Source organism: Streptococcus sp. 27098_8_186, from assembly GCF_041432055.1.
Taxonomy (GTDB): domain Bacteria; phylum Bacillota; class Bacilli; order Lactobacillales; family Streptococcaceae; genus Streptococcus; species Streptococcus dentalis.
On sequence record NZ_JAPVYV010000001.1, the window covers coordinates 298,289 to 321,548 of the forward strand.

Annotated in this window: 20 protein-coding genes; 5 read left to right on the forward strand and 15 right to left on the reverse strand. The window is 42.1% G+C overall.

Translation table 11 applies throughout. The features are described from left to right. Positions 1-173: 173 nt before the first annotated feature. Positions 174-626: a DUF1694 domain-containing protein gene (locus O3602_RS01450; protein ID WP_371610999.1), complete on the forward strand. Its 453-nt coding sequence runs from the start codon at positions 174-176 to the stop codon at positions 624-626. 42 nt (positions 627-668) lie between these two features. On the opposite strand, the gene O3602_RS01455 is transcribed toward O3602_RS01450, so the two are convergent. From O3602_RS01455 to O3602_RS01495, 9 genes are all read right to left on the reverse strand, one after another. Further along, complete coding sequence (locus tag O3602_RS01455; protein ID WP_371611000.1) at positions 669-1,784, reverse strand: glycerate kinase; 1,116 nt, start codon at positions 1,782-1,784, stop codon at positions 669-671. Next, a complete protein-coding gene (gene serB / locus O3602_RS01460) occupies positions 1,769-2,437 on the reverse strand; it encodes a phosphoserine phosphatase SerB (protein WP_371611001.1) in 669 nt (222 codons plus the stop codon). Before serB ends, O3602_RS01455 begins: the two co-directional genes overlap by 16 nt. Positions 2,438-2,549: 112 nt before the next feature. Next, the gene (ezrA, locus tag O3602_RS01465; protein WP_371611002.1) at positions 2,550-4,274 is read right to left on the reverse strand and encodes a septation ring formation regulator EzrA; all 1,725 of its coding nucleotides are present in this window, start codon (positions 4,272-4,274) and stop codon (positions 2,550-2,552) included. 87 nt (positions 4,275-4,361) lie between these two features. Continuing rightward, a complete protein-coding gene (gene gyrB, locus O3602_RS01470; protein ID WP_003012372.1) occupies positions 4,362-6,311 on the reverse strand; it encodes a DNA topoisomerase (ATP-hydrolyzing) subunit B in 1,950 nt (649 codons plus the stop codon). A gap of 12 nt (positions 6,312-6,323) precedes the next feature. Next, positions 6,324-6,887, reverse strand: coding sequence for an HAD-IA family hydrolase (locus O3602_RS01475; protein ID WP_003012375.1), 564 nt, complete (start codon positions 6,885-6,887; stop codon positions 6,324-6,326). A 165-nt stretch (positions 6,888-7,052) separates the two neighbouring features. After that, the gene (locus tag O3602_RS01480; RefSeq protein WP_371611003.1) at positions 7,053-7,604 is read right to left on the reverse strand and encodes a DJ-1 family glyoxalase III; all 552 of its coding nucleotides are present in this window, start codon (positions 7,602-7,604) and stop codon (positions 7,053-7,055) included. Positions 7,605-7,623: 19 nt separating this feature from the next. Next, positions 7,624-8,853, reverse strand: coding sequence for an FtsW/RodA/SpoVE family cell cycle protein (locus tag O3602_RS01485; RefSeq protein ID WP_371611004.1), 1,230 nt, complete (start codon positions 8,851-8,853; stop codon positions 7,624-7,626). Positions 8,854-8,886: 33 nt separating this feature from the next. Beyond that, positions 8,887-9,867, reverse strand: a complete 981-nt coding sequence (locus tag O3602_RS01490; RefSeq protein WP_371611005.1) for a YeiH family protein — start codon at positions 9,865-9,867, stop codon at positions 8,887-8,889. Between the two features lie 4 nt (positions 9,868-9,871). Further along, positions 9,872-12,325: a bifunctional DnaQ family exonuclease/ATP-dependent helicase gene (locus O3602_RS01495; protein WP_371611100.1), complete on the reverse strand. Its 2,454-nt coding sequence runs from the start codon at positions 12,323-12,325 to the stop codon at positions 9,872-9,874. Between the two features lie 118 nt (positions 12,326-12,443). On the opposite strand from O3602_RS01495, the gene O3602_RS01500 reads away from it, so the two are divergent. Continuing rightward, complete coding sequence (locus tag O3602_RS01500) at positions 12,444-13,085, forward strand: MBL fold metallo-hydrolase (protein ID WP_155126251.1); 642 nt, start codon at positions 12,444-12,446, stop codon at positions 13,083-13,085. A 69-nt stretch (positions 13,086-13,154) separates the two neighbouring features. On the opposite strand, the gene ftsX is transcribed toward O3602_RS01500, so the two are convergent. The 3 genes from ftsX to prfB all read right to left on the reverse strand — a co-directional run bounded on the left by ftsX (position 13,155) and on the right by prfB (position 15,906). Continuing rightward, on the reverse strand, positions 13,155-14,081 hold the full coding sequence (gene ftsX, locus O3602_RS01505; RefSeq protein ID WP_037606699.1) for a permease-like cell division protein FtsX: 927 nt from the start codon (positions 14,079-14,081) through the stop codon (positions 13,155-13,157). After that, positions 14,074-14,766: a cell division ATP-binding protein FtsE gene (ftsE, locus tag O3602_RS01510; protein ID WP_003002791.1), complete on the reverse strand. Its 693-nt coding sequence runs from the start codon at positions 14,764-14,766 to the stop codon at positions 14,074-14,076. The genes ftsX and ftsE overlap by 8 nt, the downstream gene beginning before the upstream one ends. A 44-nt stretch (positions 14,767-14,810) precedes the next feature. Beyond that, positions 14,811-15,906, reverse strand: a protein-coding gene (gene prfB, locus O3602_RS01515; protein WP_371611006.1) for a peptide chain release factor 2 whose coding sequence is annotated in 2 segments (ribosomal slippage) — positions 14,811-15,833 and positions 15,835-15,906 — 1,095 coding nt in all. Because the reading frame shifts where the segments join, the coding sequence is not laid out codon by codon here. A gap of 174 nt (positions 15,907-16,080) precedes the next feature. Between prfB and O3602_RS01520 the strand changes: the two genes are divergently transcribed. Further along, positions 16,081-16,938 carry a metallophosphoesterase gene (locus O3602_RS01520; protein WP_003002655.1) on the forward strand — a complete coding sequence of 286 codons (858 nt, stop codon included), beginning with the start codon at positions 16,081-16,083 and terminating at the stop codon, positions 16,936-16,938. A 28-nt stretch (positions 16,939-16,966) separates the two neighbouring features. Here the strand turns inward: O3602_RS01520 and O3602_RS01525 are convergent, their stop codons facing one another. The 3 genes from O3602_RS01525 to O3602_RS01535 all read right to left on the reverse strand — a co-directional run bounded on the left by O3602_RS01525 (position 16,967) and on the right by O3602_RS01535 (position 21,036). After that, on the reverse strand, positions 16,967-17,635 hold the full coding sequence (locus O3602_RS01525; protein ID WP_371611007.1) for an MIP/aquaporin family protein: 669 nt from the start codon (positions 17,633-17,635) through the stop codon (positions 16,967-16,969). A 121-nt stretch (positions 17,636-17,756) separates the two neighbouring features. Further along, a complete protein-coding gene (locus O3602_RS01530) occupies positions 17,757-20,441 on the reverse strand; it encodes a cation-translocating P-type ATPase (RefSeq protein WP_371611008.1) in 2,685 nt (894 codons plus the stop codon). A gap of 211 nt (positions 20,442-20,652) precedes the next feature. Then, positions 20,653-21,036 (reverse strand): DUF1934 domain-containing protein, encoded by a 384-nt coding sequence (locus O3602_RS01535; RefSeq protein ID WP_003008038.1) that lies wholly within the window; start codon positions 21,034-21,036, stop codon positions 20,653-20,655. A gap of 115 nt (positions 21,037-21,151) precedes the next feature. Between O3602_RS01535 and O3602_RS01540 the strand changes: the two genes are divergently transcribed. Together O3602_RS01540 and yidA are read left to right on the forward strand one after the other, a co-directional pair. After that, the gene (locus O3602_RS01540; RefSeq protein WP_371611009.1) at positions 21,152-22,462 is read left to right on the forward strand and encodes an HD domain-containing protein; all 1,311 of its coding nucleotides are present in this window, start codon (positions 21,152-21,154) and stop codon (positions 22,460-22,462) included. Continuing rightward, a complete protein-coding gene (yidA, locus tag O3602_RS01545; protein ID WP_371611010.1) occupies positions 22,452-23,258 on the forward strand; it encodes a sugar-phosphatase in 807 nt (268 codons plus the stop codon). The genes O3602_RS01540 and yidA overlap by 11 nt, the downstream gene beginning before the upstream one ends. The last annotated feature ends 2 nt before the right edge of the window (positions 23,259-23,260 follow it).

Below are 23,260 nucleotides of genomic sequence, written 5' to 3' on the forward strand. Positions count from 1 at the left end.
CTATCATATCGTAATTAAGCTATTTTTTCAAGAAAAAACAAGGAAATCTACGAAAATTGAGAAGTTTTTAACAAGAAAACGGTTCCACGTTCTTTTTTTCTTTCATTTCCCTTCTTATTTAATTTTTTTGCATACTTCTATTCTTCTGCCGCGCTTTATGCTATACTAAGCTTATGACAGATATTAATAAAACAATTTTAGAAAAAGCCGCTGGTCCTACTCGATTCAATCCGGATGAGCAGCGTCGATTTTTGGAAACTTATGAGGAGCGGGTGATTGCTTCATGCACCTTGGAGGAGGCAAGGGACAAGATGTACCTGGAGCAGTATTCGACAATCCTCACTGATATTTCGGATCGCTTTCATCCTGTTTTGATCAAGATCTCCCCAGCTTTAGATGAAAGCAGCCAGCTACAATATTTGAAAAAAACCAAGGATCTTGGCTTGGTAGCGAGCATCGTTTCGGATGACTGTCGCCATTCTCCCTTTGGCCTCATCATCCATACTGACCACCCATCTGGAATTTCACCAACAGACATGAGTCTCCAGTATCCTAATTTATTTGAAAAGAAAGAAGAGACTGCCAGTCCAGAAAAGAAATCATTTTGGAAACGTCTCTTTAGCTAAAGAAAAACCAATGGAAGGGAACATCCCTTTTCCATTGGTTTTTTAGTTTGCTTTCATTTTTAAAAGGTTGCCAATATTTCGCGCGCAGGAAATTAGATTTCTTTCAGCGTGAGCGAGTGCATCTGCTACCTCACAAGGACCAGGTACGATAGAGAAGGCGGCTTCAATGTGATGGCTAGGAAAAGCAGGCAAATCCTCCGCTAAGCTACCACAAATAGCAAGCACTGGGATCTTCTCTGGTGTTCGTTTGGCTACCCCGACAGGTGCCTTCCCAGAAAGAGATTGGAGATCCATCCTACCTTCCCCGACCACGACCAGATCAGCTTTTTGTACTTTGTGATCAAAGTCAATCAAATCGAGGCTTTTTTCAATTCCTGATGAAATCTGACCTCCCGCAAAAGCGACCAAGCCAGCAGCCATGCCACCTCCAGCTCCGGCGCCAGGCATAGACAAAATTCGTGCATCAGCAAGCTGGTAAAAATCCTGCATAGCCTGATCAACAGCTGGAAACAGAAGGGGATTCAATCCCTTTTGCCCACCAAAGATATAGGTCGCTCCTTGACTGCCACAGAGAGGATTGGTTACATCCGTTAAGACTTGGAGCTCAATGTCTTGTAAAGCTTTTGGAACCGCACTGGTATCTATTCTAGCCACACGACCGAGCGAAGCCCCAACGGGACGAAGTAGATGGCCTTGATCATCATAGAAGGCTACCCCAAGTCCAGCAGCCATCCCAATCCCACCATCATTCGTTGCAGAACCACCAATTCCCACACAGATCGTTTTAACCCCTTTGTCAACCAATTGCAGAATAAGTTCACCAATTCCTCGTGTTTCCAGTTCAAGAGGATTTCGTTTTTCAGCTTGAATTAATCCTAGACCGACAAGAGAGGCCATCTCAAAAAAGGCCATCTCATCTTTTTGATAGTAGGACATTGAAACAGGCTGGCCAAATGGTCCTGTTACTTGAGTTTGGTACTCAGTTACATCCAGAACTCCAGCAAGGGTTTCCATGGTTCCTTCGCCACCATCCCCAATAGGAAGGAGATCAAAAGTTGCATCTGGTAGAGCTTCTTGAAATCCTTTTTTTAAGGCTTCTGCTACTTGTTTGGCGGATAGGGATTCTTTAAATGAATCCGGTGCTAGTAGGATATGCATTCTGTTTCCTTTCTGTGCTGGTCTAAAATTTCAAGAACAAGTCTTAGATCCCTCGTCTCGATACGATATGTGGCACGCTCTGCGACGATTGGCTTTGCCATAAAGGCAATCCCGACAGCAGCTGTTTCAATCATCGGAAGATCATTGGCACCATCTCCCATCGCAATCGTCTGACTTTGTGGGACATGATTTTCTTTTGCCCACGTCAAAAGTGCCTCTTTTTTCCTTTCAGGTGTGATTATCCCACCGAGGACTTCCCCTGTCAGACGGCCATTAGAAACCTGCAAATGGTTGGCTCGGACCAGATCAATTCCTAAAGACCTCGCGATGGGGTCGATGACTTCATGAAATCCCCCTGAAACAAGGCCAACCTTGTAACCTCTTTGATGAAGTTCCGTGATCAACGTTTCAGCACCCGGCGTGACTTCCATCTGCTCCAAAATTTTCGGAAAAATAGAGGTCTCTAATCCCTTCAATAAAGCGACACGCGCCTCTAAAGATGCTGAAAAATCCAGCTCCCCATTCATTGCTTGTGTTGTAATCTCTGCCACTTTTTCTCCCACGCCAGCTTCTTGAGCTAGTAGATCAATCCCTTCCTGTCGGACCAAGGTTCCATCTACATCCATAACCAGGAGTCCTGTTACTTCTTTCATCGCTTTCCTTTCTTATTTCTCACTTACTATACAAAAATAGGTAGTTAATTTCAAGTTTCAATGATCATTTGAAGATAAAAAAACAACCTCCTAAAAGGTCGTTTTTCTGTTATTAGAAGTGAATTTGCTCCCGCGTTTTTTCATATGATGTAACAAAGCGATCGGTTACGCCAGCTTCTACCATTTCCAAAGCATCTGAGATGACTTTGAAGGAAGCCGCATAGTCATATTCTCTTTCGAAAATATAAAGGGACTCATCAAAGGCTGCCTGTACATGATCATCAAATGAACGGTAACGGTTCGAGTATTGCAACAATTGCTCTGTCAAAGTCGCATTTTGAACAATTCGATAAGCCGCTTCTTCCAATTCATTCATATCATTGGTCAAGATTTCCAACAAACGATTGGTTGATTCGATATTGATTTTATCCCCTTCCAACTCATCCATCAAAGCTTCTGTATTGTTACTTGCTGTAAAGAAAATTTCTAAGAATTCTTGAGGAATTCCTGGCAAGTTCCGTTTGTCCATATAGCGTTTAATGGCATGCAAACGGTTGGCATAGATGTTGACTTTTTGGCGAGCATTGGCATCGTCTTTTTCAATTTTTGAAAGGGAATCACTCAAGGCGATTTGCTCATCTTCGATTTCTTTCAAGCGAGCCTCGATGGCTTCTAATTCTTCTTCTACGATAGAATAGGCTTTTTGTGTTTCAGATGAATCTTTCAAGGCATCTTCTACCACATTTTCTTGTGAAGATAGCTCAGCCTCTAACTCTTTTAACTGTTGGCTGAAGGCTTCATTCAAGACGAATGTTTTACCGAGACGTTCCACTTCTGCCGCAAGGTTGTTATTGTTATCTTTGGCATGTTTCAAATAGCCAGGCAGTTGTTTCACTAACTTCTTCACAACTTTTTGTGATTCAATTTCACGTGTAAAGATGTGATACAATGAATCAATTTCTTCTTGAATTTGTTCATTTTCGTAAATGGCATTGTCTAATTCAAGGGCAGATACATTTGCCATATTGTTCTTCAAGGAAGCATGCAACTGTTGGAAACGAGATTCAATATCTGTTTCAGTGAAGTGGTAGCCTGATTCCAAAAGCTTGCGGTAGCCACTTTCCAAATCCTCTAATTGGTCTGGAAGTTTTGACTGAAGAGCAGTGACAATTTCTGGCACTCGCTCAACAATTTGTTTTAAGGCTACAATATGATTCTCAGCTGTATCAAGGATTTCAGCCGCTTCAACAGGGTCACCTGAAGAATTTAAGGTTACAAATTGCGAAAACTCAGATTGAATATTTCCAATTTGTTTTTCAATTTCAGGAAGCGCACTGCCAAAACGATCTTGATCTGAGGAGACTTCTTTTTGAAGTTCTTCAAACATATCTAAGGCATGAACCACACGACCGCTATTCTTTTGTTCCTGCTCTTCCAGATCAGAAAGGGCTTTGCGAATCGCCTTGATATCTTCGTCGATCAATTGGATCTGACTTTCGACATTGTCAATGGCATGTTTAGCCTTTATGAAACGGAATGAATTATTATAGCCTTCCGCTTCAAACAGATTGTTTTCGATATCAGCAAATGAATTTAAGGATAGATCTACCCATTTTTGATTCCATTCACGAAATGCAATTTGACTTTGACCAATCAAATGCATGTTTTTTACGGCCTCTACTTCATCGTTGACCGGAAGGTTGTATAACTTTTCTTTTCGTTCTTCCAGTGCTGCCAGTAAGGCTTCATTTCGTTTTCTCAAAATGACTGCAACCACATATCCTACAATCAAGATAAGGGCGACAATAAGGATGAGAACAATTAGTCCACTAGACATATAAAAAACTCCTTCATCGTATTACTTGAACGTAATCCTAGTAATTATACCATAAAATATCCATTAATGGGAAGCGTTCGGTGAATTTTATACATCGAGTGTACTATATTCAGCGTTTTCTTCGATAAATTCACGACGTGGTTCCACACGGTCACCCATCAACATATCAAAGATCTTATCCGCTTCCGCAGCATCGTCTACTGATACTCGCGCCATCAAGCGGTGTTCTGGATTCATGGTTGTTTCCCATAATTGATGATCATCCATTTCTCCAAGACCTTTATAGCGTTGGATAGTTGGCTTTGAGCGACCTTCTGAATAACGTTCCAAAGCCGCAGCTAATTCTGCTTCTTGGTTGGCACCAGGTTGGATATATTCTTTGATCTCACTACCGACTTTAACCCCATAGATTGGTGGTTGCGCAATATAAACATATCCCGCTTCCAAGACTGGTTTCATATAGCGATAGATCAAGGTCAACAGAAGGGTTCGGATATGAGCACCATCGACATCAGCATCTGTCATGATCACTAATTTTTGATAACGCGCTTTTGTAACATCAAATTCTGCACCAAATCCAGTTCCCATAGCAGTAAATAAACTACGGATCTCTTCATTAGCTAGAATTTTGTCCATACTTGCTTTTTCAACGTTTAAGATCTTACCACGGATTGGTAAAATCGCTTGGAATTCCCGATTTCGACCGGATTTTGCAGATCCTCCTGCTGAATCCCCTTCAACAATAAAGAGTTCTGTTTCTTGTGGATTGTTTGAAGAACAGTCTGCCAATTTACCAGGTAAGTTGGAAATCTCAAGTCCTGATTTCTTACGTGTCACTTCACGAGCTCGCTTAGCAGCCACCCGAGCCTTCGCCGCTAAAATCCCTTTTTCGACGATTTTCTTAGCAATTTGTGGATTTTCCAAAAGGAAGTCAGAAAAGGCTTCACTAAAGAGTCGATTGGTAATTTTAACAACTTCTGAATTTCCAAGTTTGGTCTTGGTTTGTCCTTCAAACTGTGGATTAGGATGCTTAACTGAGATAACTGCCGTTAAGCCTTCTCGAACATCTTCCCCGGTTAGATTGTCTTCGTTTTCTTTTAAGAGCTTATTTTTCTTAGCATAATCATTGATCACACGAGTGAGAGCTGTACGGAAGCCCTGTTCATGCGTCCCACCTTCATGGGTATGAATGTTATTGGCAAAACTCATGACCGTCTCATAGTAGCCTGTGGTATATTGCATAGCTACTTCAACTGTAATATCATCCATTTCACCATCTGTGTAGATTGGTTTTTCAAAGATGACATCCTTGTTCTCATTGATGTATTCGACGTAACTAGAGATCCCACCTTCGTAGTGGTAATGCTTTTCTTGCTCTAAACCTTCCCGCTTATCTGTCAAGGAAATACGCAAACCACGATTCAAAAAGGCTAATTCTTGAATCCGTTTATTTAATTTTTCAAAATCATACTCGGTTGTTTCCGTGAAGATTTCTGGATCCGGAATAAAGTGGACGGTTGTCCCTGTCCGATCTGTCTCACCGATAACTTTCAAATCATCCACAACGTGTCCACGACGATACTCTTGGTAATAGATACTACCATTTTTATAGACGCGAACATCGAGGGATGTGGAGAGGGCATTCACAACGGATGACCCTACCCCGTGAAGACCACCAGATACCTTGTAGCCGCCTCCGCCGAATTTTCCTCCTGCATGAAGCACGGTAAAGACAGTTTCAACGGCAGGTCGCCCCGTCTTTTCTTGGATATCCACTGGGATCCCACGACCATCATCGACAACCGTGATAGAATTATCTGCTTCAATGAAAACTTCAATATGGCTAGCAAAACCAGCTAAGGCTTCGTCAATCGAGTTATCAACGATTTCCCAGACCAGATGATGAAGACCTTCTTTTGAGGTAGATCCAATATACATTCCCGGACGCATCCGAACGGCTTCTAGTCCTTCCAAGACCTGAATCTGACTGGCATCATATTCTTGTGCTTGATTTTCTTGCTGTTTATCCTCTGTCATAATTTCCCTTTTCTATTCAAATATAAACTGGCGTAAGTGTGGCATAGAATCAAATAAATAGGTCGAAAGCCCTGCAGCCTTCCCAGCTTCTATATCGATCGGACGATCTCCGATGACCAGACCGTCTTGAATGCCATATTTTTCCTTTAAATAAAGCATAGAGGCTGGGTCTGGTTTTCTAGGAAAGCCCTCGTCTGCTGTTACAATCTCCGCAAAGAAGGGAGCAATACCTGTCTGATCAAGAAGGGTCAAAACTTGGCGATCCCGATGTGATACCAAAAAATGACGTCCTCCATGTGCTTGTATCTCTTCTAGTAACTCTTTTGCTCCCTCAAATAAGACCGGCTCTTGCAAGCCCAAGGCTTCTTTTTTCTTGTATTCCGTACGAAAATTGGAAATATGAGGTGCAAAGGTTTGAATTGCATCCTGTGTTGAGATTTTTAATGCTGCATAAACAGAATCATGATCGGCTTGGATGTGAAAGTCCTTCAATGTCGCTACAAAGGCATTTGTGGACGTTTCGTAATTATCCAATAGCGTCCCACCAAGATCCCATATAAAATCATGATAATTCATAGTCAATATTATACCACAAATAGACAAAAAAAATAAGCTAAAACCCTCATTTAGGGGGGATTTTAGCCATTTTTTACGGTCATCTCATTTTAAATCAAATAGAAGGCATTTTCTATCATAGAATGTGATCTTTCAGCAGAAAAAATGGTGTCCAAAAGAGCCTTTTTAGGCATCTCCAAAGACATCTTGATAGAGCATTCCTTGACGAAGACTTTGGGCATCTCCTCCAAATTGGTCTACCAAGGCATAGGCTAAGGCAAGAGCAGTTGAAGGACCACGACTGGTCAGGAGATTCCCGTCTTTCACCACTGTTTCTTTCTGATAGTACCCATCTTGAATCTCTTCTTCAAAACCATCGTAACACGTATAGTGTTTATCTTTTAAGAGGCCAGCACGCGCCAAGACAATTGGTGCTGCACAAATCGCTGAGATGATTTTTCCTTTTTTACTTTCTTCTTGGAGAGCTACAATCAATTCCGGATTATCCCTCAAATTCGCAGCTCCTGGCATCCCACCTGGCAAGAAGATTCCATCATAATCTGACAGGTCCCCATTCCACAGGCGGTCGACTTCCACTGTGATCTGGTGAGAACCTGTGACCGTTTCTTCCATGCCAATGAGGTCACAGTCGATTCCAGCCCGTCTCAAAACATCGACAATGGTCAAGGCTTCAATTTCTTCAAAACCGTTTGCTAAAATCGTTGCTACTTTTTTCATTTTCATTCCTTCTTTCTATCTATTGCGCCTTTTTAAGAACTACTTTTTTACGGATTGGAGGCCCTTCTTCTGGCTCTTTCTTTTTGCTACTATGATTATATATTGAGAGGACCAGACCAATACCAATCAGATTACTAATAATAGAGGATCCACCTTGTGATATAAAGGGGAGGGGAATCCCCGTCAAGGGGAGAAGACCCGTTACTGCTCCAACATTTTCAAAAATATGAAAGACCAGCATCATAATAAATCCAATGGAAATATAGGTATAAAATTGGTTATTGGACTGGAGGGTAATTTTTAAAATGCGGTAAATCAGGGTCACATATAAAATCAACAGCACCAGAGCTCCAACAAAACCAAAGTCCTCTGCTACGACCGTAAAAATCATATCACTCTCCCGTACGGGAACCAATAAATTGGAGACATTAAAGCCTTGCCCAAAGAGACCACCACTTGCAATGGCTAGCTGTCCCTGCGCCTGCTGGTAGGTGGTGGTTTGTGCATAGTCAAAAGGATTTAACCAGGCTAAAATACGGTTCATCTGATAGGTTGGCATCCCTACTTGCTGGTGCAGAAAAGCCCGACCCCCTTCTGATAGAAAGAGGAAGAGAAAGCCTGCTAGCCCACCTGCTAGAAGCAAGATGACCGGCAAGATAATTTTCCAGGAAACTCCTGAAACGAGCACTAAGCCCGCAAAGATGGCCAAGAATACTAAGGCCGTTCCCAAGTCCTGCTGGAGAGCCAATAAGGCAAATACCGGAATCGTATAGATGGTCAACTCTAGAATCAAAAACCAATCTTGTCGTAATAATCGCTCACGCCCCTTATTTCTTTGCAAAAATCGGACAATAGAGCGTGACAGCATCAGGATGAAGGGGATCTTCATAAATTCTGAAGGCTGAAATAAGGTGATATTTCCATAAGCCACCCAGTTTTTAGCTCCAGTCGAAGCTACCAAGTTGGGATTATAAAAAACAAGGGGAAGAACCATCAAGGCCAGGCCAAGCATGTAAAGAAAGGGAGTGATTTTCCAAAGAAATTTCGTGCTAAAAATCGTCACAATCAGGCAAATGACACATCCCACACCAATCCAGGCCAATTGCTGCCCTAAAAAAGGCCACACCATTTGGGGATAGTCATGAGAAACTGCTACATAAACAGATAAAATCCCAATCATGAGAAGGGCGAAGACAATCCCAATGATCGAATAATCCAGGTGAATCGTCAAAAAATGATGTTTCTTCATTCACGTTCCTTTCTGTGAGAATCATCAAATCAATTAATAGAACAACATTTGTAGAATCAAGCTAGATCCTGCTACACAAAACCAAGCAATCAACCCTACTAAAAGAGGGGCTGCTCCTGCTGCACGGAACTGTTTCCAAGAAACCTTGCTTCCGATTCCGACCAAGGCCATAGCCATAAAGAGGTGAGAAAGGTCCTTTAGGTAAGGAAGAACCACTTTAGGTAGAAAGCCGATAGATGAAAGAATAGAAGCCACAATAAACCAAATGATGAACCAAGGAATAATTTTCTTTAACATTCCTTTGTTTCTTCCTTGTTGCTTGCTCCGATACCATTTTAAACCGATCAAGCCCAAACAAACTGGTACAATCATCAGGGCGCGTGTCAACTTAACAATGGTCGCCATTTCACCCGCCGCCTTACTATAAGAAAACGCTGCTGCTACAACTGATGACGTATCGTTAATGGCTGTTCCTGACCAGAGGCCAAATTGAAAATTAGACATATGCCATACATGCCCTAATACTGGAAAGATAAAGACAGCCAAAATGTTGAAGAAAAAGATGGTTGACATAGATAAGGCAATTTCCTCTTCGTCTGCTTCAATGATCGGCGCAGCTGCTGCGATAGCAGATCCACCACAAATAGCCGTTCCAAATCCAATTAAGGTCCGTAAGTGAGATTTCAGATGGAAGACTTTCCCAAAGATCATCGCTGCAAGAAAAGCAACTGTTATCGTTGGCAGACTAATCTTCAAAGAAGACAAGCCTGTAGAGGCAACCGTCGCAATCGGCAAGCTAAATCCCATGAAGATAATCGAATACTGCAATAATTTCTTACCGGACCAGTTCAGTCCTGGTCGTGAATTCTCCGGCAAATCTACTAATTCATTGAGGACAATTCCTAAAATCAAAGCAAAGACACTGGAGCCAATGATGGGAAAGAAAGTTCCCAAAAACATGGCGCAAAGAGCCAGTACAAATGCAATTGCAAGTCCAAATCCTTTATTTTTCATTCTCTCAATTCCTTTCAAAAAAGGCAGCTGCTTGCTCAACAAGCCGCTCTCTCACTGTCGTATGAAGGGGCAACACTTGCTGCAAACCATCTAAAATTTGTTTTCCATATCGTTTGGTCACCACTCGCTGATCCAATAAGAGGACCAACGATTCCTGGTCTTGAAAACGGCTGGTTCTCCCAATAGCCTGTTTGAGCCTTAAAATCGCGACCGGAAGGCTATAGTCATAAAAGGGATTTTTCCCCTGTTCTCTGAGTTGGGTATTCAGCTTTTGAACCATATAATCTTTGGGGTTGTCAAAAGGAAGGCGCGTGATGATTTGAATCACTTCTTTTTGTTGGGAAAAATCGACACCCTCCCAGAAGCTTCCTGTTCCCAATAAAATAGAGCTTTCTCCTCGGTCAAATCGTCGCTTAATATTAGCTGCATCGCCATTTCGATACTGGGCCAAATGAGGAAACTTCAATGCGTTTGACGTCTCCAGTAACAATTCTTTTGAGGTAAACAAAAGAAAAATTGGTTTTCTTAGAGGAAGGAGTTCATCGATGAGCTGACAAATCTCTCCTGCATACTCCACGGAAGATAAAGAAACGACATCTGGAAAATCTATCGGCACCAACAATTCCTGGTGTTGTTTGACTGTTATTGGCACCCGGTAGATTTGCTGCTCTTGGTATCCCAAAAGGGCAGGTAAATGCACCTTTTTACTGATCGCGATCGTCGCTGATACAAAGAGCACGGGAACTTCTTCAGGCACAAACTCCTTAAAGGATAGCAAGTCCTCAACTCCTCCATGGAGACGAAGAATCTGGTGGCTTTCGACCACTTCCTTGTCCATCCAAAAAATCTGGTAGCGCTCATCAAACAATTCTCTTAGATTCTCTAGAGATTCGTTTTTTAATTCCGATACATCCTGTCGAATTTTTGCCACTGTTTGATCTGATAAGATCGCTGTTTTTCCTTGTACAACTTCCTTAGAGCAGGCATTTAACTCAAATTGAATACTTTCCAGCAAACGCCGTTGCAGCAGATCTTTTTCCTCTTCAATAGCGTGTTGCAAGCTTAGAAGAAGAGATTGCAAGGTTTCTTCTCTCTGTGAAAACTGCTCCAAAGCAAAGAAGAGTTTTTGCGCTTCATCCACTACCAGAACAGATTCTTGAAGTAGACTCTTATCATCTTCTAGACGGGTTAACAGATAGGCATGATTGGTCAGAATTACTCGGCTGGTTTTCACTTTTTCCTGGCCGAGACGCCAAAAATCTTCCTGATAAAAAAGCGAACGTTTCGACAATTGGCCATCGTGGCAAATGTCAGCTACAAAATGAAGATGACGATAGAGTTGACCAATTTCACTGAGCTCTCCCGTTTCCGTCATGGTCAGCCAAACCAACAGTTGCATTTTAAAGCGTCGGATCATCCCATTATCTGACTCACTCTGTAAGGCCTCATAAAATTTATCGAGTTGGATGTAATCCTTGGGACTTTTCAGGCTATGAAAGGGAATTTGGAAAAGATCTTGGATGGTCTTTCCTTCCTTCTTCATAATTTGATCCTGAAGAATTTTAGTGGGAACACTGACAAGAATGCGCTTAGAGGTTTTCGCCAAAAGCGTTAATAGATAAGCGTATGTCTTCCCGATACCCGTTGGCGCTTCAATAAAACTCGGAAGTGGCTGTTGCAAACTATCCTCGATATAGGCAACAAATTCTCTCTGCTCCGGATAAGCCTCCATTCCCAACAGCTGCATATTGAGTTCAAACTGTTCAGACAAATGACGACTTTCTAAAAACTGCTGTGGCTTGCGCAGATAGAGACCATGAACTTCTACTAAATGAGCTGGTAAAAAAAGGCTACTGTCTTCAAGCGCATCTTCTATTAAGAGTCGTGATTCATAAATCAAACAATCTGCCATCGAAAGAAGTTTTTCGATCAATCCTCTCGGTAAGCTCGCAATTTTCTCTCTCAATTTCAACAGTAGCTGGGCTGTTGCCATAGCATCCGCTAAAGCGGAGTGAGCATGGTGCAACTCAATTTCCAGTTCAGCTGCAAGCGCTCCTAAATTGTAGCGTTCTAAAGTCGGATAGAAAATTTGAGACAATTCAACCGTATCAATCCGAGGAGTCGTTAGCTCAAATCCTTCCCAAAAGAGGGCTTCTGCTAATAAATTCGCATCAAATTTGACATTATGGGCCACAAAGACGGCATCTTCTATTAATTCAAAAATTTCTTTTGCCACTTGTGCAAACTCTGGTGCTTTTTTCAAGCGAGCATCTGTCAGGCCAGTCAATTGTTTGATATGCTCATCCAATCGTTCATGGGGATTCACATCCGTCTCATAGGATTGCGTAATCCTCCCATCTTCGATGATGACAATCCCAACCTGAATGATCTTAGCATTGCTTCCAGCACTGGTCGCTTCCAGATCCACAATGGCATATTTCCGTTTCTGTCTTGTCATAATACTTAAAATTATATCACGTTTGAGCAAGCTCTGCAGATTTTTTTCTCCTTTCATGTTGACTTCAATCCTGTTATTTTCCTTGCAATTTGATACACTATTCTAGAAAGGAGTCCTTATGAAAATCTATCGTACTGTTAATCCTGTAGCTTATGAAAACACCTACTACCTTGAAAATGACCACTCCCTCATTCTTGTCGATCCAGGTAGCGACTGGGCGACTATTCAAAAACAAATAGATCGCATCGGAAAACCAATCGTAGCGATTCTTTTAACCCATACGCATTACGATCACATTATGAGTCTTGAAAAGGTTCGTCAGACATATCATTTCCCACCAGTCTATGTCCATTCGGCAGAAGCCAGTTGGTTGTCTTCTCCTGTCGATAATTTATCTGGTTTGGATCGTCATGTGGATTTAGAAGATGTTGTATGTAAGGAGGCCGACTTCCTTTATGAAATTCTCTCCGATTACCAAATAGCCGATTTCCACTTTTATGTTCTGGAGACCCCAGGCCACTCTGCAGGAGGGGTTTCCATCGTCTTTCCTGAGGATCACCTGGTTCTATCTGGTGATGCCCTTTTTCGCGAAACCATTGGACGGACCGATCTTCCGACAGGGAACGCGACACAGTTGCTTAGCAGTATCAGAGAAGAACTCTTTACCCTTCCATCTTCCTACACCGTCTATCCCGGTCATGGCCCTGAAACTTCTATTGGTCACGAGAAAATGTTCAATCCCTTCTTTAGACAATCCTAAAGAGTCCTGTATCCTCCTTCCTGTCCTCGTATAGTAGACAAAAAAAGCAAGTGTGACCTTGCTTTTTTATTATATCTTAAGAAATCGTCTCATGGAGATTGAAGAACCAATCGCCCCGATCAAAATTCCTAATCCAAAGAGGCCACCCACCATGATCGGTACCAAAACATGTGGACTATAGAGATACAGATTTTGATCTGCCAAATTATTGTTCATTGATGTATAGACAACATTATAAACATAGAAGACCAAAGCTGAAGGAATCATGGCTCCCAAGAGACCAATCCAAGCACCTTCAAAAAGGAATGGTGCACGAATATAGCCATTTTTTGCTCCTACCAGTCGCATAATCTTAATCTCACGACTACGTGAAATGATGGTAATCCGAATGGTATTAGAAATCAAGAAGACTGCAATGAAGATCAATAAAGCTACACCAATCAATCCCCAGTTTCGAATGAAAGTTCCAAGTGCGAACAAGCGTTGGGTATCCACCCCACCATCTTTAACTTCAGAGACCCCTTCAATTTTTTTGGCATCTGCTGAGACTTGCTTTACATATTTTGGAGCTGTCGTCTCTACATAATAGGCATCGTAGAGAGGATTGGCATCTCCATCAAAAATCTTCCAGTTGTTCCCAGCCGTTTTGATCAGTTTATCATACTGTTCTTCCTTGCTAGAAAAATCAACCTTGTCAACATGTTTCATGGCTGTTAGAGCATCGTAGACCTTATGGTAGTTTTCATTGGTCACAGTTTGACCTTCTTTTTCAATCTGCTCGCTCTGATCTTGAATATCTTTACGCATGTATACCACAACACGCACACTATTTTGAATATCATCTGAAAGCTTGATGGTATTGGCAATCACAGAGGCGAAAATAGCAACCAAGCTAAGAGTAATCATAACCGAGCTGACCGCTGCAATCGTCATCCAACCATTTCGTTTCAAGCTTTTAAGCGATTCGATTAAGTGTCGGAAAAATCTTCTAATCATCGTATCCGTACTCTCCTTCCGCTTCATCACGCACTACACGACCATTTTCAATCGCGATGACACGGTGACGTAAAGTATTTACAATCTGGCTATTGTGGGTCGCCATCAATACTGTGGTCCCTTGGAGATTAATCCGCTCCAAAAGATTCATGATTTCCCAGGAATTATCTGGGTCCAAGTTACCAGTTGGTTCATCTGCAATCAAGACTTTCGGATTGTTGACGATCGCGCGAGCAATCGCAATCCGTTGTTGCTCCCCACCGGACAATTCATTCGGGAATGAGCGGACCTTGTGTTTCAAACCAACAAGATCCAAAACTTCCATTACACGTTTTTTAATATTGCGACGGCGTTCACCGATAACTTGCATTGCGTAGGCGATATTTTCATAAACGGTTTTCTTTGGAAGCAATTTATAATCTTGGAAGACCACTCCTACATTGCGTCGCAACATTGGGATATCGCGTTTTTTGATTTTATCCAAATTAAAACCAGCTACTTTTAAGCTTCCTTTATCGTGTTTGACTTCACGGTATAAAAGTCGAATAAAGGTCGACTTTCCTGCACCAGAAGGTCCTACGATATAGGCAAATTCTCCTGGTTCAATTTGGACAGAGACCCCGCGAAGGGCCGTAGTCCCGTTGTCATACTTTTTGACAACATCTTTCATTTCAATCATTGACATGTAATGAAATTCCTTTCATTCTTTTCTGTTTGATTCCCTTTAGGTTATTGGAGACGCCATTTGAGATAGGCATCGATAAAGCCATCGATATCTCCATCCATCACCTTATCCACCTGCGCTACTTCGTAGTTGGTCCGGTGATCCTTCACCATGGTATATGGGGTAAAGACATAAGAGCGGATTTGACTTCCCCAGGTGATTTCTTTTTTATCCCCTTTTAGAGAATCCACTTCTGCTGCTTTTTTCTCTTGCTCCAATTGGTAGAGTTTAGCTTGCAACATCTTCATAGCCCGATCACGGTTCCCGTATTGGGTCCGATCCACGGTGGATGCCACTACAATCCCTGTCGGAATGTGGGTCAAGCGCACCCCTGTAGAAACCTTGTTGACGTTTTGTCCACCAGCTCCACCAGAGCGGAAGGTATCCATCTTGATATCATCATCACGAACTTCGACTTCGATGGTATCGTCTAATTCGGGCATGACCTCAACAGATGTAAAGGAGGTATGACGTCGTTTAGCAGAGTCAAATGGAGAGATTCGAACCAAACGGTGTACCCCCATTTCAGATTTCAGAAGACCGTATGCATGTGGCCCTTCAAAGGATAGGGTCACAGACTTGATTCCAGCCTCATCCCCAGCCTGATAGTCCAAGACTTCAACTTTAAAGCCGTGGGCATTTCCAAAACGTGTATACATCCGAAGAAGCATGTCCCCCCAGTCCTGAGCTTCTGTTCCTCCAGAACCTGGGTGGATTTCTAAGATGGCATTATTATTGTCATAGGGTTCAGACAATAGCAAGGTCATCTCATAGCTGGCCATACGTTTATCCAGCTCCTCCAACTTCTCGATCAATTCTTCTTTGACCGAATCGTCTTCTGCCAAAAAATCCAGTAAGATTTCTGACTCATCAAAGAGATCCACCATTTGATGGAAATTTTCATAGGTCTGCTTAAGTTCATTTAATTCTTGAGATGTCTTTTGCGCAGCAATGTTATCATCCCAAAAATCAGGTTCTGTCATTTTATTTTCTAAAATGGCAATTTCTTCTTCCAATGCCTCTAAGTCAAAGAGACCCCCTGAAAGAAGCTAATTTTTCACGATTTGCGTCAATTTTTTGACGAATTTCTGAAATGTCCATAAGTACCTCTTTCTATGTATCTAGTCTATTATATCATAACCTTCACTATTTGCCCACCTTCCAATATTGGATCAGCTGGTTAACCATTAGCAATCTAGCTAATTTTCAACATTTTTCCATTCATTTGTAACCTAATTGTTAGAAAAAAAGATGCTCTTATGCTAGACTGGTAGCATGACAACTGTAGCTTTTATGTCCGATTTACATATTGATTCGAACAACTTTGGAAAAGAAGAATTAGAGACTCTGATCACCCTTTTCCAGCAACAAAACATTCAACATCTCCATATTGCAGGAGATATTGCCAACGGCTTTGAAAAGACATCACAGGAATTTATAGACCAACTTCAATGTCACCTTCCAGTAACCTTTAGCTTGGGAAATCATGATATGCTGGGCCTGTCAGAAGAAGCCATAAAACCTTTTGAATTTCAAAAGATTCCCTTCTCCAATCATACGCTTCTTACTTTTTCGGGCTGGTATGACTACAGCTTTGTTCCTACTATTTCTCCCCAAAAACATCTCCAAACCAAGAATCTGTTTTGGTTTGACAGACGCCTCCAACGAATGGGATCTGATCCAGCCATTACCAAAAATCTTTTACAAGAGCTGGAACAAGAGCTCATGCGTGTAGATCACCCCTTGATCATCGCCATGCACTTTGTGCCTCATCGTCAGTTTCTCCTGCGCCACCCTTATTTTGAACGCTTTAATGCTTTTCTAGGGAGTCAAGCCTTTCATGAGCTTTTTAGACAATATCCTGTCAAAGAGGTGATTTTTGGTCATAGCCACCATCGAATGCCAGCAACAACCATTGACAACATCACCTATCATGCCAGACCTTTAGGCTATGTCCGAGAATGGGAGCTCTGCAAACAATTTTTCGAAGCTTTTCCTGAATACGATTTTCCAAAACGATACGATCCCTACAAACGCTATCGCAGAATCAAAGACCTCCCCGAATTTAAAGCATACAAGAAAAAACAGCTCACTCATGAATTTTCTCAAGCTATGACGATCCTTGAACTATAAAAAAATTGGTTCCTTCGGAACCAATTTTTTACTCTTCTGTATCCAAAAGATTTTTTGCAACGATTGCAGCCAGAACACCACCGACAATTGGAGCCAAGATAAAGATCCAAATTTGTTGAAGGGCTGCACCACCAACAAAGAGGGCAGGTGCCAAGCTACGAGCTGGGTTAACAGAAAGTCCTGTAATGTTCAAACCAATAAGAATAATCAAAGTCAAGCTCAAACCGATCACAAGACCCGCGATCTTGCCATTTCCTTTAGAAGCTGATGTTACTGTCATGATGACCAAAATAAAGATAAAGGAAGCAATTACTTCAAACAAGAATCCGCCAAATGGAGTCACACCCTTCGCTAGGGCGTTTTCACCAAGACTAGCTGTTGACATACCTGAATTTGACAAGAGGAAGAGTACTGCTGCAGATGCGAGAACCGCGCCCACTACTTGCGCTGCAATATAATTAATCAAGTCCTTTGAAGACAAGCGTTTGTTCACAAACATGGCAATCGAAACAGCCGGGTTCAAGTGGGCACCCGAAACAGTCCCAATTGAGTAAGCTGCTGCAACAATGGATAAACCGAATGCCAAGGCAATTCCTAAATGTCCAAGACCTTCTGTCCCATTTCCAAAAACAACTGCGCCAGTCCCGATAAAGACAAGCATAAATGTGCCGATTACTTCAGCAAAAAACTTTTTCATAATATAAGTTTCCTTTCTTCAAACTGTTGTCTAGTTTATCAAAAATCCACACGTACCTCAAGAAATATGCCCAGTCTATTTTGCCCGCAAAAAAGCCATCCGGAGATGACTTCTTTTATGTTTAAATAGCGTTTTTATCTTTTCCAAGTGCACGTTGAACGGCTTTAACAATCTCAACGAGAACAACAATCAAGAGCGAGCCAATCATAACAGCTAACCATTGTGTCAAACTTAAATGAGACACATGGAAGAGTTTGTTAAATCCAGGGACAATGATGGTTGCCATCAAGAGAACAAAGGCAACTGGAATCGACCAGTTAAAGGTCTTGTTCTTAAAGAGTCCCACTTTAAAGATGGATTGGTAAACCGATTTGACGTTAAAGGCATGGAGCAATTGGATCAAACCAAGAGTTGCAAATGCCATGGTCAAAGCGTCTGCATGGATTTCTGCACGAGTCGCATGTTCTGGAGAGAGCAAAGCCCAGCCATAAACACCAAGAACCAGCATGGTTTGGAAGACACCTTGATAAAGAATGGCTCCAAAGACCCCACCGTCAAAGAAGTTAGATTTACGTCCACGAGGTTTGTGGGTCATGACACCTGGCTCAGCTGGTTCCACACCAAGAGCGATGGCTGGTAGCGTATCTGTCACCAAGTTGATCCAGAGAAGATGTACTGGTTGAAGCACATCCCATCCAAAGAGCGTTGAAAAGAAGATGGTGAAGACTTCAGCCATATTGGCGGACAAGAGATACTGAATAGATTTTTGGATATTGGAGAAGACCTTACGTCCTTCTTCTACCGCTACGATAATAGTGGCGAAGTTATCATCGGCAAGGACCATGTCTGAAGCTCCCTTAGAAACTTCTGTACCTGTAATCCCCATACCGATACCGATGTCAGCTGTCTTAAGTGATGGTGCATCGTTGACTCCATCCCCTGTCATGGCAACAACTTTTCCTTCATTTTGCCAAGCTTTCACGATTCGAACCTTGTGTTCAGGTGATACACGCGCATAGACAGAGTATTGCTTGAAGACTTTTTGGAATTCTTCATCAGAGAGTTCGTTCAACTCAGCTCCTGTAAAGACGTGGTCTTCTGTATCATTTGGATCGATGATTCCAAGACGTTTAGCAATGGCTTCTGCTGTATCTTGATGGTCACCCGTGATCATGATAGGACGGATACCCGCTTCCTTAGCGACACGGACCGCTTCTGCTGCTTCTGGACGCTCAGGGTCAATCATGCCGACCAAACCAGAGAAGATCAGATCAGACTCAACAATTTCAGATTCCAAGGTTGGAATTTCGTTGCTTGTCTTATAAGCCATCATCAAGACACGAAGGGCTTGTTTAGCCAAGTCTTTGTTGGTAGCAAGGATAGCTTTCTTATCTTCATCCGTGATAGGACGAACTTCCCCATTAACTTCAATACGCGTCACACGTTTGAGCAATTGGTCAGGGGCCCCCTTAACAGCGATAAAGTAAGAACCGTCAGCTTCCTTATGAATGGTTGACATAAGCTTACGGTCTGAGTCAAACGGCAATTCAGCCACACGTGGCTCATCCTTCAAGACTTCACGAACGTCAAAGTTGTGGTCCAAACCAAACTGAACAAGGGCTGTTTCCGTTGGATCCCCAATCAATTTACCAGATGGGTCCACTTTAGTGTCATTGGCAAAGTTCATGATACGAAGCGTATTGTTGTTAGCTCCAATTTCGGTTGCTGCACTTTGTAATTGACCGTTGGTATAGACTTTTTCAACTGTCATTTGGTTCATGGTCAAAGTACCTGTTTTATCAGATGCAATGATTTCTGTTGAACCAAGTGTTTCAACGGCTGGCAATTTACGAACAATCGAATTGCGTTTGGCAAGGGTTGTAGTTCCCAAAGAGAGAACGATGGTTACAATGGCAGGAAGTCCTTCTGGAATCGCCGCAACCGCAAGGGCAACAGCTACCATCAAGCCTTCCAATGGATGTTCACCACGAACGAATACACCAACCAAGAAAGTAATAACGGCAATCACAACAATCAAGTAAGTCAAGGCCTTAGATAATTGTTCCAAACTTTGCTTCAATGGTGTCTCTGTCTCGTCAGCATTAGCCAACATATCTGCAATCTTACCAACTTCTGTGTACATACCAGTGTTTGTCACGACACCAATACCACGACCGTATGTTACGTTTGAGTTTTGGTAACCCATGTTAACACGATCCCCGATACCAGCATCTGCTTCAACAAGTCCTGTCACATCTTTTTCTACTGGCACAGACTCCCCTGTAAGAGCTGCTTCTTCGATCTTAAGAGAAGCTGCTTCCAACAAGCGCATATCAGCAGGAACCACATCTCCAGCTTCTAGCAAGACGATGTCTCCAGGTACCAATTCTTTGGAATCAATTTCAATCACGTGACCATCACGGCGTACACGCGCTAATGGACTAGACATGTTTTTCAGTGCTTCGATAGCTGCTTCTGCTTGTCCTTCTTGGTAGACACCAAAGGCTGCGTTCAAAACAACAACGGCTAAGATGATCATGGCATCTGTAAGGCCGTCCATTCCTTCTGTAATCACAGAGAGAGCTGCGGCGATCAGCAAGATGATGATCATCAAATCTTTAAACTGATCGATAAACTTAGACAAGAGGCTAAGTTTTTCACCTTCGTCCAGTTCATTATGACCATAAGTCGCCAAACGTTCTTGAGCTTGAGCAGTTGACAAGCCTTCAATTGAAGAGTCCAATTCCTTTAGAACTTCTTCTTTACTCTGTGTATAAAACAAAGCTTTATTTTGTTCTTTTGACAAAATAATTTCCTCCTTATAGCTTTCTACTAGGTCTCTTTTGCACAAAAAAGAGACCTGTTTGAAAAAACAAGTCTCGCCGTTTAATATAGTGCCGGAAATAATTCGTAATGACGACACTATCGCGGAAAACCGCCAGCTACTCCCTTGAGTGGTTTTATTATACCATTTTTATAGAATAAAGCAAGCGGGATCTCGAATAATTTAATGAGGTCTATTCTTCCCATTCCACCAGTAATTGATAATTGGCAAATTCCTGTTCTCCATCGAGAGTTAACAAACGATAAGAGACTTGCAAATGACCTGCTTCTAATTGAAAGAGGTCCGTTGTAATCAAAAACTGCTGAATGCCCATCGGAGTTGGGATGATTGCCCCACCATCTTCATTTTTGTAGAAACGCATGATGGATTTAGGACTTGAGAATCGTGTCATGACCAGTTCATCATTGGAAAATTTCAAAGCAACCTTTTCATCTTCTTCATTGGTATACAAGAGATATTGAAAACCTGCTTTTTCCTTCCATTCACCTTGATAGTACTGATCAACGATTTCCATTTCTTCTCCAAATCGAATGGTATTTTGAATGCGAATCTGCATCTTTGTCTCCTTCTCTTCTTTTCTTGCCTTACTATTCTATCAAATTTTACGCATTTTGACTGCCCCTATTAGCCTCTAGATCGCAAAATAGGCTTTTTTTTGCTATAATAGACCCATGAATGAAAAAGTCTTTCGCGATCCCGTGCATGATTACGTTCATGTGGATCATCCCATCATTTATCAATTAATTAATAGTAAAGAATTTCAACGACTACGCCGCATCAAACAACTGGGGACATCTGGTTTTACCTTCCACGGTGGGGAGCATAGTCGTTTTTCTCACTGTCTTGGCGCCTATGAAATTTCAAGACGCATCCTGTCCATTTTTGAGGAAAAGTATGCAGAACAATGGAATTCTGATGAAAACTTACTGACCATGACAGCCGCTCTTCTTCATGACATTGGACATGGTGCCTATTCCCATACCTTCGAAGGACTCTTTGGGACCGATCATGAAAAAATGACACAGCTGATCATCACCAGTCCAGAGACGGAGGTCAATCAGATCCTCTTACAGGTAGCACCTGATTTCCCAAATCGTGTAGCCAGCGTCATTGATCATACCTATCCCAATAAACAAGTGGTACAATTGATTTCTAGTCAAATTGATGTGGACCGAATGGATTATTTACTGCGGGATGCCTACTTTACGGGTGCTTCCTATGGAAAATTTGACTTGACCCGTATTTTGCGCGTCATTCGACCGATTGAAAATGGCATTGCCTTCCAACAAAATGGCATGCACGCTGTCGAGGATTACGTGGTCAGCCGTTACCAAATGTATATGCAGGTCTACTTCCACCCGGCTACTCGTGCCATGGAAGTCCTCCTTCAAAATCTACTCAAGCGTGCTAGAACCATTTATCCAGATCAGAAAGAGTATTTTCGACTGACTTCACCTCGCTTGATTCCATTTTTTGAAGAAGAGGTCACCATTCAAGACTACCTAAATCTAGATGACGGTGTGATGAATACCTATTTCCAAGTCTGGATGGATAGTCCAGATACCATCTTGTCTGATCTTGCTCAGCGCTATATTAATCGGAAAGTCTTTAAATCGATTCTATTTACAGAAGATAAGCGAAAAGACTTAGTAATCCTTGAAAAACTGATTAAAGAGGTTGGGTTTAATCCAACCTACTACACAGCTATTCATCAAAATTTTGACCTGCCCTACGATATTTATCGACCAGAGCTTGAAAAACCGCGGACTCAGATCGAGATGATCCGAAAAGATGGGAGTCTCGCTGAATTGTCTCAGTTGTCTCCACTCGTCGCTGCTCTTGCAGGAACTCGCTATGGGGACAACCGCTTCTATTTCCCAAAAGAAATGCTGGAGGTTAATGGACTTTTCAGTAAGCAAGTAGAGGAATTCACTTCCTATATCAACAATGATTATTTTACAGGAGAGACGGATGTCCATTAAATTAGTTGCGATCGATATCGATGGTACACTTCTCAATTCAAAAAAAGAGATCACACCTTCCGTATTTGAAGCCATTCAAGACGCTAAAGCTGCAGGCGTTAAAATCGTGATCACAACCGGTCGTCCTATCGCAGGGGTCTCAAAACTTTTAAAAGAACTCCATTTGATGGATCCTGGAGACTATGTCATTACCTTTAATGGCGGTCTGGTGCAAGAAACCGCTACAGGAAAAGAACTCATTAAAGACCTTTTAGATTATGAGGACTATCTCGATATCGAGTCTCTTGCTAACAAACTCCAAATCCACTCTCATGCTATTACTAAAGACGGCATCTATACCAGCAATCGAGATATCGGACGCTACACCATTCGTGAATCCCAACTGGTCAATATGCCCCTTTATTACCGGACGCCTGAGGAAGTTCGTGAGAAAGAATTTGTCAAGGCCATGTATATCGATGAACCAGACATTCTGGATGCTGCTATTGCAAAAATTCCTAAAGAATTCAAGGACCGCTTCACCATGGTCAAATCAGCCCCTTTTTATTTAGAAATTCTAGGGAAAACAACCAATAAAGGAGCTGCCCTTCTTCATCTAGCTGAACGACTTGGAATCCAGCAAGAAGAAACCATGGCCATCGGAGATGAGGAAAATGACCGTTCCATGCTAGAAGTCGTGGGACATGCCGTCGTTATGGAAAATGGCAATCCAGCTCTTAAAAAAATTGCTACAACTATCACCAAATCAAATGATGAATCCGGCGTTGCATACGCCATTAGAAAGTGGGTATTATAAGA

Bases quoted from the DNA above. Each gene is read 5' to 3' on its own strand.
- O3602_RS01500 (WP_155126251.1), top strand. From the start codon at position 12,444: ATGAAAATCTATCGTACTGTTAATCCTGTAGCTTATGAAAACACCTAC.
- serB (WP_371611001.1), bottom strand. From the start codon at position 2,437: ATGAAAGAAGTAACAGGACTCCTGGTTATGGATGTAGATGGAACCTTG.
- O3602_RS01495 (WP_371611100.1), bottom strand. From the start codon at position 12,325: ATGACAAGACAGAAACGGAAATATGCCATTGTGGATCTGGAAGCGACC.
- ftsE (WP_003002791.1), bottom strand. From the start codon at position 14,766: ATGTCAATGATTGAAATGAAAGATGTTGTCAAAAAGTATGACAACGGG.
- O3602_RS01520 (WP_003002655.1), top strand. From the start codon at position 16,081: ATGACAACTGTAGCTTTTATGTCCGATTTACATATTGATTCGAACAAC.
- O3602_RS01525 (WP_371611007.1), bottom strand. From the start codon at position 17,635: ATGAAAAAGTTTTTTGCTGAAGTAATCGGCACATTTATGCTTGTCTTT.
- O3602_RS01490 (WP_371611005.1), bottom strand. From the start codon at position 9,867: ATGAAAAATAAAGGATTTGGACTTGCAATTGCATTTGTACTGGCTCTT.
- O3602_RS01455 (WP_371611000.1), bottom strand. From the start codon at position 1,784: ATGCATATCCTACTAGCACCGGATTCATTTAAAGAATCCCTATCCGCC.
- O3602_RS01480 (WP_371611003.1), bottom strand. From the start codon at position 7,604: ATGAAAAAAGTAGCAACGATTTTAGCAAACGGTTTTGAAGAAATTGAA.
- gyrB (WP_003012372.1), bottom strand. From the start codon at position 6,311: ATGACAGAGGATAAACAGCAAGAAAATCAAGCACAAGAATATGATGCC.
- O3602_RS01475 (WP_003012375.1), bottom strand. From the start codon at position 6,887: ATGAATTATCATGATTTTATATGGGATCTTGGTGGGACGCTATTGGAT.
- O3602_RS01450 (WP_371610999.1), top strand. From the start codon at position 174: ATGACAGATATTAATAAAACAATTTTAGAAAAAGCCGCTGGTCCTACT.
- O3602_RS01540 (WP_371611009.1), top strand. From the start codon at position 21,152: ATGAATGAAAAAGTCTTTCGCGATCCCGTGCATGATTACGTTCATGTG.
- ftsX (WP_037606699.1), bottom strand. From the start codon at position 14,081: ATGATTAGAAGATTTTTCCGACACTTAATCGAATCGCTTAAAAGCTTG.
- O3602_RS01485 (WP_371611004.1), bottom strand. From the start codon at position 8,853: ATGAAGAAACATCATTTTTTGACGATTCACCTGGATTATTCGATCATT.
- O3602_RS01535 (WP_003008038.1), bottom strand. From the start codon at position 21,036: ATGCAGATTCGCATTCAAAATACCATTCGATTTGGAGAAGAAATGGAA.
- yidA (WP_371611010.1), top strand. From the start codon at position 22,452: ATGTCCATTAAATTAGTTGCGATCGATATCGATGGTACACTTCTCAAT.
- ezrA (WP_371611002.1), bottom strand. From the start codon at position 4,274: ATGTCTAGTGGACTAATTGTTCTCATCCTTATTGTCGCCCTTATCTTG.